The organism is Pseudomonas sp. PVC-5-1 (genome assembly GCF_057444345.1).
Genome location: NZ_CM172024.1, coordinates 5172127 through 5186304, shown reverse-complemented (window position 1 = coordinate 5186304; position 14178 = coordinate 5172127). Strand labels below are relative to the sequence as shown.

At 62.1% G+C, this 14178-nt stretch carries 9 protein-coding genes and 1 riboswitch; of the genes, 7 read left to right on the top strand and 2 right to left on the bottom strand.

Annotation, left to right across the window (positions count from 1 at the left end):
• The first annotated feature begins 380 nt into the window (after window positions 1-380).
• Window positions 381-5132 (top strand): S8 family serine peptidase, encoded by a 4752-nt coding sequence (locus AC2T3R_RS23725; RefSeq protein ID WP_486745301.1) that lies wholly within the window; start codon window positions 381-383, stop codon window positions 5130-5132.
• Between the two features lie 115 nt (window positions 5133-5247).
• Here the strand turns inward: AC2T3R_RS23725 and AC2T3R_RS23720 are convergent, their stop codons facing one another.
• Window positions 5248-6684 (bottom strand): TolC family outer membrane protein, encoded by a 1437-nt coding sequence (locus tag AC2T3R_RS23720; RefSeq protein WP_003258125.1) that lies wholly within the window; start codon window positions 6682-6684, stop codon window positions 5248-5250.
• 160 nt (window positions 6685-6844) lie between these two features.
• A riboswitch (TPP riboswitch) is annotated at window positions 6845-6951 on the top strand.
• Between the two features lie 153 nt (window positions 6952-7104).
• Here AC2T3R_RS23720 and thiC point away from each other — a divergent pair.
• Together thiC and cytX are read left to right on the top strand one after the other, a co-directional pair.
• Window positions 7105-8985: a phosphomethylpyrimidine synthase ThiC gene (thiC, locus tag AC2T3R_RS23715; protein WP_015272025.1), complete on the top strand. Its 1881-nt coding sequence runs from the start codon at window positions 7105-7107 to the stop codon at window positions 8983-8985.
• Window positions 8986-9158: 173 nt separating this feature from the next.
• Window positions 9159-10442 carry a putative hydroxymethylpyrimidine transporter CytX gene (gene cytX, locus AC2T3R_RS23710; RefSeq protein ID WP_486744345.1) on the top strand — a complete coding sequence of 428 codons (1284 nt, stop codon included), beginning with the start codon at window positions 9159-9161 and terminating at the stop codon, window positions 10440-10442.
• Here the strand turns inward: cytX and AC2T3R_RS23705 are convergent.
• Window positions 10411-11157 (bottom strand): RsiV family protein, encoded by a 747-nt coding sequence (locus AC2T3R_RS23705; RefSeq protein WP_023660486.1) that lies wholly within the window; start codon window positions 11155-11157, stop codon window positions 10411-10413. The two genes, cytX and AC2T3R_RS23705, sit on opposite strands and share 32 nt — an antisense overlap.
• A 185-nt stretch (window positions 11158-11342) precedes the next feature.
• On the opposite strand from AC2T3R_RS23705, the gene AC2T3R_RS23700 reads away from it, so the two are divergent.
• The 4 genes from AC2T3R_RS23700 to AC2T3R_RS23685 all read left to right on the top strand — a co-directional run bounded on the left by AC2T3R_RS23700 (window position 11343) and on the right by AC2T3R_RS23685 (window position 14173).
• Window positions 11343-11960: an NUDIX domain-containing protein gene (locus tag AC2T3R_RS23700; protein ID WP_015272022.1), complete on the top strand. Its 618-nt coding sequence runs from the start codon at window positions 11343-11345 to the stop codon at window positions 11958-11960.
• Complete coding sequence (locus AC2T3R_RS23695) at window positions 11951-12403, top strand: DUF1249 domain-containing protein (RefSeq protein WP_016501905.1); 453 nt, start codon at window positions 11951-11953, stop codon at window positions 12401-12403. The genes AC2T3R_RS23700 and AC2T3R_RS23695 overlap by 10 nt, the downstream gene beginning before the upstream one ends.
• 85 nt (window positions 12404-12488) lie before the next feature.
• Window positions 12489-13289 (top strand): 3',5'-cyclic-AMP phosphodiesterase, encoded by an 801-nt coding sequence (cpdA, locus tag AC2T3R_RS23690; RefSeq protein WP_486744344.1) that lies wholly within the window; start codon window positions 12489-12491, stop codon window positions 13287-13289.
• 275 nt (window positions 13290-13564) lie between these two features.
• Complete coding sequence (locus tag AC2T3R_RS23685) at window positions 13565-14173, top strand: YqiA/YcfP family alpha/beta fold hydrolase (protein WP_486744343.1); 609 nt, start codon at window positions 13565-13567, stop codon at window positions 14171-14173.
• The last annotated feature ends 5 nt before the right edge of the window (window positions 14174-14178 follow it).

The following is a 14178-nucleotide window of genomic DNA, read 5'->3' as shown; positions in this document are numbered from 1 at the left end:
GTGGTGATCCAGATCATATGGAAGTTTGGACATTTCACAGTAAGGTTTTTGAGGGTCTAGGCAGATCGAAAGATGCCTGGACTCTGAATGCTGTATTTGAATTAACCTATCCGGAGCGGCGTGAGTCATATTGGAAAGAGGTACTTGACGCGGCGGGAAGCCCTGTTAGTGAGCTATGGTTGTCAATTCGAACTGATAGTATCATGGCTAACACTACTGCAATGGCTCCGGATGATTTACGTCCCCTGGCCAAGTATTGGAAATCCCGTATTGACTCGCCGGGGGCCATCGCATCGTTTCTTTATTCGATAAGCGAGGTTACGGGAAATGGCTTGGCCAGTGCGATATCCGAACTCATAAGTACTGAAAAAGTAGAACCTATGGATTCATCCTTGGATATCGAAATTACCCCCGCAACTGAATCCCGTCGCGACCTCCAAGGCCAAGATGACATCCGCAACGACGTCTCCAGCGGCTACGTCAACCGCCGCCTGACCCACAGCATCGCTTTCACCGACAGCACCCTCGACAACACCGACTTCACCTCCGCCCAGTTGGGCAGCTTGACCACCGGGGGTATCCGCCCCGGCGAGATCCAGCTCGACCCCAACGTGCGGCCGAACCAGCACCTCGCCCAGTTCTATCGGGAGGGTAGCGAACAGCCGGACTTCAGCCTGCGTAACGCGGTGGTGCTCAACGGGCTGGCGGCGATGACCACGGTGAACACCTTCGTCGACCCTCTGTTACTCGATCTGAGCGGGCAAGGTGTGGGCTTGGCCGGTATCGAGGACGGCGTGCTGTTCGATGTCGATAACAGCGGTACGTTACGTCGTACAGGCTGGGCAGATCGTGTGACCGGCATGCTGGTACATGACAACGGCATCGGGCAGGTGAGCAACATCAGCCAACTGTTTTCCGAATACTACGGAGGCAAAGCCGGTAGCGATGGCAACTCCGGCGAAACGCCGTTCAAAGATGGCTTCGCCGCCCTGGCAAGCGTGGACGCCAACGCCGATGGCGCTATCAACGTTGAAGATGCTGTCTGGGCACAATTGAAGGTGTGGGTCGATGGCAACCACGACGGGCGTGCCGATGCCGGAGAATTGAAGGCATTGCAGGAGCATGGCATCAGCCAAATCAAGCTCGGTCAGGTCGAGCCGGTGGGGGAAGCACGTCAGGGTAACCAGGTCCTCTCCCGCAGTGCTTTCACCATCAATGGCGAGGACCGGGAAGTACTGGCGGTGAGGTTCCTCGCCGATACCGTCGGCAATCGGATCGAGGCTCAAGGTGGCGGTACGGTACTGACTTCATCAAGCGGGCCCACTTCCCGGCTGGCTTACATCAGCCAGAGTCCTCAAGGCAGCACTCTGGACGCCGCTGCGCTCGGCGTGGACACGCTGTACGGCGCCGCAGGCGATGATGTCTTGACCGCAGCCCCGGGTGGCAGCTGGCTGGTCGGCGGCGCTGGTAGCAATACCTATCACGGCGGGGCGGGCGATGATGTATTCGTGATCAGCGCCAGTGACGATTGGGCGAACATGCACGGCAATGGCGGGCGTGACACGGCGCTGATCGTGGGGGAGCAGGGCGTTGGGCTGAACATGGCCAAGGCCGGGTTGACCATCGCGCAAGGAGGGCGGGGTAGGGACATCATCGCCAGCGGCGGTCAACGCGGAGTTTTCATCAAGGGCGGCTCGGGCGATAGCTTGCTGATCGGTGGCGGTGGCAACGATGTGCTCGTCGGTGGCAGCGGCCGCAACGACATCATTGGTGGTACCGGCAAGTCCGTTATCTACGCAGGCCCAAATGGTGATCGCATCCAGGCCTCGGCGGGCGGCAGCATTATTTACGCTGGTGGTGGCGCGGATCGGATTACGGGTGGGGCGGCCGATGACGTGATCGAAGCCGGTCGGGGCGATGCCACGATCGATGGAGGCGCGGGAACCAACTTGGTCAGCTTGCATGGTGCACACGACGAGTACCTGATCACGCGTACCGAATCGGGTCACCAGATCACCGACACCGTGGCGGGGCGAGACGGCCGCCTGACCGTGAGCAACATCCAGAAGCTCAGCTTCGCCGATATTGCCGCTATCGATCTTCTCGGCGCGGGCGCCATGCCAATCGGCGACAGGCTGTCGCCTGAGCAACTGGCTACCTTCACCGCCACTGACACCGCGCTGATAGTCCCTGCGACGGCGCTGCTGGCCAACGACCAGCCATTCAACAGCAGTGGGCCGTTGCGCATCGCGTCGGTCAGTGCTGGCAAGGGCGCTACAGTGCGGCTGAACGAGCAGGGTGATGTAGAGGTCACGCCGTTGCCTGGCCATGACGGTGATGTCAGTTTCCGCTACGACCTGGTCGATGCGGCCGGCAACGCCTCCATAAGTGTTACCGAGGTGGGCAGCGGTGCATCGGCGCCCTTGCGCGCGACGGTAACGTTGCGCCATGAGCAATCGCCTGGTGACCCGCTCTCTGGGCGGCAGTGGTATCTGGACGAGATCGATGTCGCGCCAGTATGGCGTGACTTCACGGGCAAGGGCGTGAGGATCGGGCAGTTCGAGCCTGGCGGTGAATTTGCCGTCGCGCCGGAAATCTTCGATATCGAGCACCCCGATCTCAAGCCGAATATCGACCCCATCTGGCTGCAAACCCAACGTACCAATGGCACGCTGGCTGCCCTGGCGTCCAATCATGCCACCCAAGTGGCGGGTGTCATGGTTGGAGCGCGCAATGATCAAGGGGGAATCGGCATTGCATACGATGCGACGATCGGCGGGCACTACCTGGCCAACAAAGGCGACGACCTGACCAACCTGGGGCAAATGGTCAACTACGACATTGCCAACAACAGTTGGGGGTTCAAAAAGGACTTCGCATTGGGGAATGTACCGGAAGGCAAGGTCGATACCGCTCTGGCGCTCGCTTTCAGTACTACGCTTGCGGCCACCAATGGTCGTGGCGGGCTTGGCACCATCGTCGTCGCCTCTGGCGGCAACCAGCGCGACAAAGGTGGTAGTGCGCAGGGCTCGCTGACCAACAACAACCGTCACGCAATAGAAGTAGCGGCCATCAATGCAAAGGCAGACCTCTCGGTGCTGCAAGCTGCCACTGCACCCTTTTCCAACCCAGGTTCCAGCTTGCTGGTCGCTGCACCAGGCAGCCATGTGTTGTCCACTGGCGTCAGCCTTGAAGCGGAGCGCGGTGCATCGGTGGGCAGCGCCTATAGCACGACCCAGGGCACCAGTTTCGCTGCGCCGATTGTATCAGGCGTGGTGGCGTTGATGCTGCAGGCCAATCCGGGGCTCGGTTATCGGGACGTCCAGCAGATCCTCGCACTGTCTGCGCGCAAGGTGGATGACGCATCCACCCAATGGGCCTACAACGCAGGGCGCAACTGGAATGGCGGTGGCATGCACACCAGTCACGACTACGGTTTTGGTATGGTCGACGCCCGTGCGGCTGTGCGTCTTGCCGAGTCATGGGGTAGCCAGGCGACCAAGGCCAATGAACGGGTGCTGACCGCTGCCAGTGAGCCGCTTGCCCACCAGGTTGCGGCGGGGCAGGTCGCGACTTTGTCCTTGACCCTGCCGGCTGATGTGCTGGTGGAGCATGTGGAGGTCGATATCCATTCGATGGTGGGCCGTCTTGGTGACATGACGCTCACGCTGGTGTCGCCTGGCGGCACGCGAAGCGTGCTGCTCGATCGCACGGGCAAGGCACCGGGCTCCGGTGATGACGATCTGGGCGATTCGCGCTCAGGAGCGTTCAAATATGGGTTCATGTCGACCCATCATCGCGCAGAGCGCTCAGCGGGGGAGTGGAAGCTCGAGGTGCGCAATACCGATGCTGGTTTGCCGTTGACACTCGATCGCTGGACGTTGCGCCTAGTTGGCAGCCCCGGCACCATCGATGATACTTATTACTTCACCGATGACTATGCGAACCTGGTGGCAGAAAACGCCGGGCGAGCGCTGCTTGACGACGCAATCAGCGGCACCGCTGGCGGGCGTAATACGTTGAATGCGGCTGCGGTAAGTCGCAGTATTTCGGTGGATTTGGCCAGCGGCAGTGCCAATATCGCCGGAGTGGCGCTGACCATAGCCTCTGGTTCGGTGCAGAACCTCATCAGTGGCGACGGCGACGATACCTTGATCGCTGGGCCCACCGGGGCATTACTGGATGGTGGCCGTGGATACAACCTGCTCAAGGGCGGGGAGGGTACTGACCGCTATGTTATCCACAGGCGTGCAGCCGGAAACGATGTACTCGAGCAATTCGAAACTTCGCGTGAAGTGATCGATCTGGTCGGTTTTGGTGGTTTAGGGTTTGCTGACCTGCAGATGCGACAGGACGGCAATGCGGCTGTGCTAGACCTTGGCGATGGGCAGAAGCTGACGCTTGCGGGCAAACCGATCGCCGAACTGCAGCCAGCGAACTTCCGCTTCCTTGACGCATTCACTGCTGCGCCAGGTTACTTCGAGGGCAGCCCTGAAGTGCAGGCGCCCCCGCCTGTCAACGCGAATGTTCTGCTTACCGGTGGTGCAGATGGCGTGTCGCTTACAAGCGACGAATCGGGGCAGTTGGTGGCTTCTCTGGCAGGCACGATCTATGCCCCGCCAACGGTTGCGCCCAGCGTGTTCCTGGTGACAAAACAAGAAGGCGTGAGCGATTACAGGAACACCTTGCGGGGGTTCCGGCACGGTATCGACAAGATTGACCTCAGCCAGGTAGGCATCAGTCGCTTCGAGGATCTGCAGGTCAGCAAAGTCGAGCGCTTCATGCTCAATGACTTTGCGCAGATTCATGGTGTGGCCGTTGATACCCAGGCAGTGCCGGGGCAGGAAGGTATCGTGAATATACTGTACCTGGATGCGCTCGAAGTTGCGCAAGTGACAGCGGAGGACTTCATCTTTGCGCAGCCGGCAATAGTCACCTCTGAAATGGTTGCCATGCCTGAGGCCTTGACCCTTTCAGCGGGGGCATCTGTGTTGGCTGTCGAGCATTCGCTGCCGAGCCTGGGAAATCTTGTTGATGCAATGGCTGCGTTCGCCCCTGAGCCGGCTGGCTCTGCGCTGATCGGGGATATGTCGGTTCAACGCATCGACTCGACGATTGCCGTAGCAGCCTAGTCGCTGTCCTGTAGCGGCTGGAGTGATATTTGATGGCCCTATCGCCGGCACGCCAACTCCCCCAGGTTACCCCGCGGTGGGAGCGGGCTTGCCCGCGACTGGTCCAACACCTATCTCAAGGCCTGCGCTCGAAGTTCTTCGCCGCTGCAGCCGCCAGGTCCGGCGGCAGGAAGTCCTTGTCCGGGTTGTAGTCTGGCTTCAGGTACCGCTTGAGGTCCTGTAGGTCCTGCGGGCTCAAGGTGCCGGCTGCCTGCTTGAGGCTCAGGTTGTCGAGGATGTAGTCATAGCGGCTGTTGTTATAGTCGCGCACCGAGGTGTAGAGCTGACGCTGGGCGTCAAGCACGTCGACGATATTGCGGGTACCCACCTGGTAGCCGATCTCGGTGGCTTCCAGCGCGCTCTGGTTGGAGATGATCGACTGCTTGCGCGCCTGCACCTGTTCCACGTCGGTATTCACTGCGCGGTGCAGGTTGCGGGTGTTTTCCACCACCTGGCGGCGCAGGCTTTCACGCTGCTGCTCGGTCTGGCTCAGGCGCTGGTAGGCCTCGCGCACCTGCGAACTGGTCAGGCCGCCGCTGTAGATCGGGATGTTCAACTGCAGGCCGATGCTGGTCTGCTCGACGTCGCCGCTATAGCGCGTAACGGGGGCCGGCGCGGGGTTGGTGAAACCGAAGTTGTCGTTGTCACCCTTCTGATACTTGGCAACTGCGTCCAGGGTCGGCGCGTGGCCGGCCTTGCGCTGGCGCAGGGTTTCCTCGGCAGCGACGACCGCGTGGTTGGTGGCCAGCAGGTTGAGGTTCTGGCGCCCGGCGGTTTCGACCCAGGCCTTGGCGTCGTTGGGCGTAGGCACCTGCACTGGCAAGGTATGGACCACGCCTTGAATCGATGTGTATTCCCGGTTGGTCAGGGTCACCAGGGCCTCGAAGGCATCCTGTACCTGGCGCTCGGCAATGATTCGGTTGGCCCGCGCTGTATCGTAGCTGGCCTGGGATTGCAGCACGTCGGTCTTGTCGGAGAGGCCGACGTCGAATCGTTCGTTGGACTGGTCCAGCTGGCGCTTGAAGGCCGCTTCCTCGGCCTTGGTCGCGGCCAGGTTGTCCTGGGCACGGAGCACGGCGAAGTAATTCTGCGCGGTTTGCAGGATCAGGTTCTGCTCGGTCGCCGACAGCTCCAGCGCCGCCTGTTCGTTGACCGCTTCGGCTGCCTGCAACTGGAACCAGCGATCAGCGCGGAATATAGGTTGCGCCAGGGTTGCGCTCCAGGTGTTGCCGCTGCGGTTGCTGGTGGCCGATGGTTCGTCCAGCTTGGTGCGGGTGTTCAGCATTTCGGCACCGGCCGACAGGTTAGGCAGCAACCCGGCGCGAGCCTGCGGTACCACTTCGCGGCGGGCGCCGTAATCGGCGCGGGCCGCAGCCAGGTCAGCGTTGTTGTCGACCGCTTCCTGATAGACGCTGACCAGGTCGGTTTTCACTGTAGTGGGCACGTCCGCTGCCCAGACCACTCCGTTGGACGCACAAGACACGGCTATTGCCAGTGAGAGTTTGCGCAGCATAGAGGCAATCCTTGTACGAAATTTAATTACTGAACTGTTGAGTATCGAGCGACGGGCCAGTGTAGTGCCATGCGCACCCGGCAACAATCGCTCGGGGTGCCTTTCATCATCCGCGCATTTACCTGCTTGGCTTTGCCGACCACTCCAGTCTAGACTGCGCATGTTCTTGTCGGGGTGCCTTGAAGCAAAGGCTGAGATCGCAAAGTTGCGGATCCCGTTGAACCTGATCAGGTTAGCGCCTGCGTAGGGAACAAGATTGCTCGCCTTCCCGGGGAGCCTCTTGTGCCAGGTCCGGGAATGTCACAGCTGCATGCAGCTTCAGGCACCCCAAATCCGGCACTGCACCCATCAAGGGTGCGTCCGCGCCTTTCAGGTTCACCCCGACATTCCACTGCTAGGAAGCCGTCTGGAGAGCCTGTGATGACCAAACAAGAAAAAGCGATCAACCTCAGCGAATCGGCACAAGTCGATCAGCAGTCCGTGCAACCATTCCCGCGTTCGCGCAAGGTGTATGTCGAAGGTTCGCGCCCGGACATCCGCGTGCCCATGCGTGAAATCAGCCTGGACGACACCCCGACCGATTTCGGTGGCGAGTCCAATGCCCCGGTGCTGGTCTACGATACTTCCGGCCCGTACACCGACCCCAACGTTGTCATCGACGTGCGCAAGGGCCTGGCCGATGTGCGTTCGGCGTGGATCGAGGCACGCGGTGACACCGAGCGCCTGGCCGGCCTGAGCTCCGACTTCGGCCAGCAGCGCCTGAACGATGCCGAACTGGCCAAGCTGCGTTTCGCCCACGTGCGCAACCCGCGCCGTGCCAAGGCTGGTGCCAACGTCTCGCAGATGCACTATGCCCGCCAAGGCATCATCACTGCCGAGATGGAGTACGTGGCCATCCGCGAAAACATGAAGCTGCAAGAGGCACGTGCCGCTGGTCTGCTCGACGAGCAGCACGCCGGCCACAGCTTCGGGGCCAACATCCCGAAAGAAATCACCCCTGAGTTCGTCCGCCAGGAAATTGCCCGTGGCCGCGCGATCATCCCTGCCAACATCAACCACCCGGAAGTGGAACCGATGATCATCGGCCGCAACTTCCTGGTGAAGATCAACGGCAACATCGGCAATAGCGCGCTGGGTTCCTCGATCGAGGAAGAAGTGGCCAAGCTGACCTGGGGCATCCGCTGGGGTTCGGACACGGTCATGGACCTGTCCACCGGCAAGCACATTCACGAAACCCGTGAGTGGATCATCCGCAACTCGCCGGTGCCGATTGGTACCGTACCGATCTACCAGGCCCTGGAAAAAGTCAACGGCGTGGCCGAGGACCTGACCTGGGAGCTGTTCCGCGACACCCTGATCGAGCAGGCCGAGCAGGGCGTGGACTACTTCACCATCCATGCCGGCGTACTGCTGCGTTATGTGCCGCTGACTGCCAAGCGTGTCACCGGTATCGTCAGCCGTGGTGGCTCGATCATGGCCAAGTGGTGCCTGGCACACCACAAGGAAAACTTCCTGTACACCCACTTCGAAGAAATCTGCGAAATCATGAAGGCCTACGACGTCAGCTTCTCGCTGGGCGACGGCCTGCGTCCCGGCTCGATTGCCGACGCCAACGATGCCGCGCAGTTCGGTGAACTGGAGACCCTCGGCGAGCTGACCAAGATCGCCTGGAAGCACGACGTGCAGTGCATGATCGAAGGACCCGGCCACGTGCCGATGCAACTGATCAAGGAGAACATGGACAAGCAGTTGGAATGCTGCGACGAGGCGCCGTTCTACACCCTCGGCCCGCTGACCACCGATATCGCTCCTGGCTACGATCACATCACCTCGGGCATTGGTGCGGCTATGATCGGCTGGTTCGGTTGCGCGATGCTCTGCTACGTCACGCCCAAGGAACACCTGGGCCTACCAAACAAGGATGACGTGAAGACCGGCATCATCACCTACAAGATCGCCGCTCATGCCGCCGACCTCGCCAAGGGCCACCCGGGTGCGCAGATCCGTGACAACGCCTTGTCCAAGGCACGCTTCGAGTTCCGTTGGGAAGACCAGTTCAACCTCGGCCTGGACCCGGACACTGCCCGTGCCTACCACGACGAGACCCTGCCTAAGGAATCGGCCAAGGTCGCGCACTTCTGCTCGATGTGCGGGCCGAAGTTCTGCTCGATGAAGATCACCCAGGAAGTGCGTGAATACGCCGCCAAGATCGAAACCGTGGATGTGACGGTCGAGCAAGGCATGCGTGAGCAGGCCGAGCGGTTCCGCCAGGAAGGCAGCCAGCTGTATCACAAAGTCTAAGTCGCAGCGCTGACCCCTGTAGGGGCGGCCTTGTGTCGCGATGGGCCGCGAAGCGGCCCCGGCAATTTCAGTCGCGAAGCTGAAAACCTGGGGCCGCTTTGCGGCCCTTTCGCGACACAAGGCCGCTCCTACAGCGACCGCGTCCAATCCAATACCTTGCCGAGTGTCAAAGCATGACCACCCCCAGCCAATTCTCCCCCGACCACCCGGTCCCCACCGCCCAGCGCATCTTCGGCGCCCGCGACCTGTTCTCGCTATGGTTCTCCCTCGGTATCGGCCTGATGGTGCTGCAGGTCGGCGCCATGCTGGCCCCTGGCCTGGGCCTTGCCGACGCGGTGCTGGCTATCGCCCTGGGCACCGGTGTGGGTGTGCTGCTGCTGGGGGCTGCCGGTGTCATCGGCAGCGATACCGGCCTGTCGGCCATGGGCACGCTGAAACTGAGCCTGGGTGGCCATGGCGCTCGCTTGCCGGCGCTGCTCAACCTGCTGCAACTGGTGGGCTGGGGCGCGTTCGAGATCATCGTCATGCGCGATGCCGCCAGCCTGCTGGGCGCGCGGGCGTTCGGCGAAGCCAGCGCCTGGAACAGCCCTGTGCTCTGGACCCTGTGCTTCGGCGCCCTGGCCACCTTGCTCGCAGTCGGTGGGCCGCTGGCGTTCGTGCGCAAGGTGCTAAGCACTTGGGGTATCTGGCTGCTGCTGGGCGCTTGCCTTTGGCTGACCTGGAACCTGTTCGCCAAGGCCGATCTTGCGGCACTGTGGAACCGCGCCGGCGACGGATCGATGTCGCTGGCTGTGGGTTTCGACATCGCCATCGCCATGCCGCTGTCCTGGTTGCCGCTGATCGCCGACTACTCGCGTTTTGCCCGTAACGGCAAACATGTATTCGGCGGTACGGTGGTGGGCTACTTCATCGGCAACACCTGGCTGATGAGCCTGGGCGTGGGCTATACCTTGGCCTTCGCCGGCAGTGGCGAAGCCAACGCCCTGCTGCTGGCCCTGGCGGGCGCCGGCATGGGCATTCCACTGCTGCTGATTCTGCTGGACGAGTCGGAAAAGGCTTTTGCCGACATTCACTCGGCGGCCGTTTCCACCGGCGTGCTGGTGCGCCTGAAGGTCGAGCACCTGGCGCTGGCCATTGGCGTGCTGTGCACGCTGATCGCCTTGCTGGCGCCACTGGCACAGTACGAGAACTTCCTGCTGCTGATCGGCTCGGTGTTTGCACCGCTGTTCGGTGTGGTATTGATGGACCATTACGTGATCCGTCGCCGCCGCTTGCCGGCACAGGTGCATGGCTTGCACTGGCAGGCACTGCTGGCCTGGGCGGTGGGCGTTGCCGCGTACCATCTGATCGCCGCGCAAGCGCCGAACCTGGGTGCGACCCTGCCGGCATTGCTGCTGGCAGGGCTACTGCACGGGCTGCTGAGCTTCAGCCGCGGCCGGGAAACAGCTCGGGCTTGAGCACGCCATTCAGGCGTGGGTACGGGATCTTCAACTCCACGTGGCCCATGGAGTAGGGCGCGATGGAATAGACCTCGTACTTGACCACCACCGCGCCGTACGTCAGGGCGACGTGCGGCGACTGCTTGAACGGCCAGGTCTTGATGAACTCGGCATCCTTGTCCATGCCTACGCTGATCAGCCAAGCGTGGTGCGATTCCTCGACGGTTTTCCAGAAGGTGTCTTCCTGGCCGGGCACCAGCATGTCCTGCAGGGTCAGCACCTTGTCCAGCTTGCGCGAATAGTTGATGAAGCCACGCCCGGGCATGCCGTGGGCGCCGCCGCTGTCCAGGTAGCTGGACAATTCGATGATCACCAGTCCGTCATGCTGCTCGCGTACCTTGGCCTGCAGGTAGCTGCTGTTGCGCTTGTCGGCACTGGCCAGGTACTGCTGCTCGTAGGCTTGCAGGGTGGTCGGTGCGTTGCCGCGCTGGTTGTCTTCGGTCAGTTGCAGCAGGCGTTTCTCGACGATGCCATCGAGCTTGGGCAAGGCCGGGAAGTGGATCATGTCGATGTTCACCAGCGGGCAGTCGCTTTCGCTGCAGCCGGGTTTGACATGCTCCCAGGCATCGCGCTTGACCTCGAGCGGCGCCCGGTAGTTGGGCGTGAACAGGCTTTGGCAGGCACCCAGGGCCAGGGCCAGCACAGCCACGGAAGTCAGTTTGACAAGTGTCATGAGGATCCTTGCAGAACAGGGAAAAGTCGGCCTTTGACCGTCTGCGCGGCCTTCAGTTCGCCACTAAGCTAACAGAGAGAAGGCGCGCTGTCCCGAGTGCGCGAACGGTTGCCGGAAAGGGGTGAAACCGGCAGGCGTGCAGAGTAGGATGGCGCGATGCGGTATTCGAGGTAATGAGGATTTCCATGTCAGACGCGTTGAACTCAGTGCCCAAGGGCTTCGAAATCATTGAGCGGGCCAACTGCTTCCAGGGCTTTTACAAGCTCGACAAGCTACGTCTGCGCCACGAGTTGTTTGCCGGGGGCATGGGCCGCGAGATCAGCCGTGAACTGTTCGTGCGCCATGATGCGGTGTGCGTGCTGCCGTACGACCCGTTGCGCGATGAAGTGGTGCTGATCGAGCAGTTCCGCGTCGGTGCACTGGACAAGGTCGACAACCCCTGGCTGATCGAGATGGTGGCCGGGCTGATCGACAAGGACGAGCAACCCGAGGAAGTAGCCCACCGCGAAGCCGAAGAAGAAGCCGGCCTGGCCTTTAGCGCCCTGTGGCCGATGACCCGTTACTTCCCGTCGCCCGGCGGCAGTGACGAGTACGTTCACCTGTTCCTCGGCCGTTGCAGTAGTGAAGGGGCGGGCGGCCTGCATGGCCTGGAAGAAGAGGGCGAGGACATTCGCGTGCGCGTGTGGTCGTTCGAGGATGCCATGCAGGCGGTGCGCGACGGGCGCATTTGCAACGCGGCGACCATCATCGGCCTGCAATGGCTGGCGCTGAACCGTGATGAAGTACGAGGTATGTGGAAGTGAACCTGCTGCGCGAGCGTTATCGGGTCGACCTGGTCGGGCTGCAGGCAGCCTGCGAGGCCAACTACGCCCGGCTGATGCGCCTGTTGCCCGACATGCGCACCACCCAGAGCTCGCGCCGCATCGGCATGACCCAGGGCGACCAGATGCTCGGCGTGCTGGTGCTCGACGTGGTGCTGGCCTGCCCGTACACCACCACCCTGCACGTGCGCCAGGAGCACAGCCTGCCGTGGTTGCCGGTACCGCACCTGGAAGTGCAGGTGTACCACGATGCGCGCATGGCCGAAGTGGTCAGTGCCGAACACACCCGGCGCCTGCGCAGCATCTACCCGTATCCGAACGAGGCCATGCACCAGCCGGACGAAAAGGCCCAGCTCAACCTGTTCCTCGGTGAATGGCTGAGCCACTGCCTGGCTTGTGGTCACGAGCTGGCGAGCGTTCGCTGAAGTGTGACGCAGGTCGTTCGTGGGTGTTTGCTAGCACCCGTTGTGCAGCCATAATTCGCGCTGAATCCGTTCGAGGAGACGGCCGTTGCCGCAGCCAAACCAATCGCGCCCCGTGCATGTGGTGCAACTGACCGATGCCCACCTGTTCGCCGACCCGGCCGGCAGCATGCTGGGCCTCAATACCCGTGACAGCCTGCGCCATGTAGTGGCCCAGGTGCGGCGGGAGCAACCGCTTGTCGACCTGCTGCTGTGCACTGGCGACCTGTCCCAGGACGCCAGCGTGGCGTCCTATGAAGCGTTCCGTGAGCTGACCGCACCGTTTGCCGCGCCCACCCGCTGGTTGCCTGGCAACCATGACGAGGCCCGAATCATGGCGCAAGTGGCACCGGAGCTGGTACAGGCGGTGACCGATATCGGTGCGTGGCGCATCGTCATGCTCAACACAGCCGTACCCGGGGCGACGCATGGGCTGCTGGAGGGCGATCAGCTGGCAGTGCTGGAAGCGGCCTTGCGAGAGGCGGGTGAACGGCATTGCCTGGTGTGCTTCCACCACCAGCCGGTGGATATCGGCTGTGCCTGGATTGCGCCGATCGGCTTGCGCAATGCCCAGGCGCTGTTCGATATCGTTGAGGGGTACCCACAGGTGCGGGCGCTGCTGTGGGGGCATGTGCACCAGGAATGGGATGAAGTGCGCGACGGCCGTCGCCTGCTGGCCACTCCGTCGACCTGTATCCAGTTCGCGGCGCGCAGCGAGGATTTCAAGGTGAGCGAGGAGCAGCCTGGATACCGCTGGCTGCGCCTCCACACCGACGGGCGGTTGGAGACCGGGGTGGAGCGGGCAGTGGATTTCCAGGTGAAGCTCGACTTCGATAGCCCTGGCTATTGAGCTGCGCCTGCAGACGCGGTCAATTGTAGGAGCGGCCTTGTGTCGCGATGGGCCGCAGAGCGGCCCCGGCAATATTTGTGGCGCAGCTGAAACCCTGGGGCCGCTTCGCGCCCCATCGCGACACAAGGCCGCTCCTACAGGGAACTGTGGTTGCGCCTTCGGTGAAGAAATTGTTGCGAAACCCGTGACACTGCGTCAAAACCCGGCGAACGCGCTACACTGCGCGTCCCTGCGCCCATATCACTGGGCGCGAAGCCACAGATTCCGGGGGCAGCATGTCGGGTTCCATCCTCTATATCCATGGCTTCAACAGCTCGCCACTTTCGACCAAGGCGCGCCAACTCGAGGCCGTGATGCAGCAACTGGGCCTGTCGGCCCAACTGCGGGTGCCCGCCTTGCACCACCACCCACGGCAGGCCATCGCGCAGCTCGAAGCGGCCATCGCCGAACTGGGCGCACCATTGTTGGTAGGTAGTTCGCTCGGCGGCTACTATGCCACCTATCTGGCCGAGCGCCACGGCCTCAAGGCCTTGCTGGTGAACCCGGCGGTAACACCGCACAAGCATTTCGACGGCTACCTGGGCACCCAGCACAATCACTACACCGGTGAAGCCTGGGAGCTGACCCACGATCACGTGCAGGCCCTGGCCGAGCTGGAAGTACCAGCCCCGGTGGACGCCAGCCGCTATCAAGTGTGGCTGCAGACCGCCGATGAAACCCTGGACTATCGCAATGCCGAGCGCTATTACCGTGCTTGTGCCCTGCGCATCCAGGCCGGTGGCGACCACAGCTTCCAGGGCTTCGCCGAGCGCCTGCCGGCACTGCTGGCCTTCGCCGGCATTGCCCGTGGGCAGTACGCAGCGCTCGATTTTTCTGTATTTTGACTTTT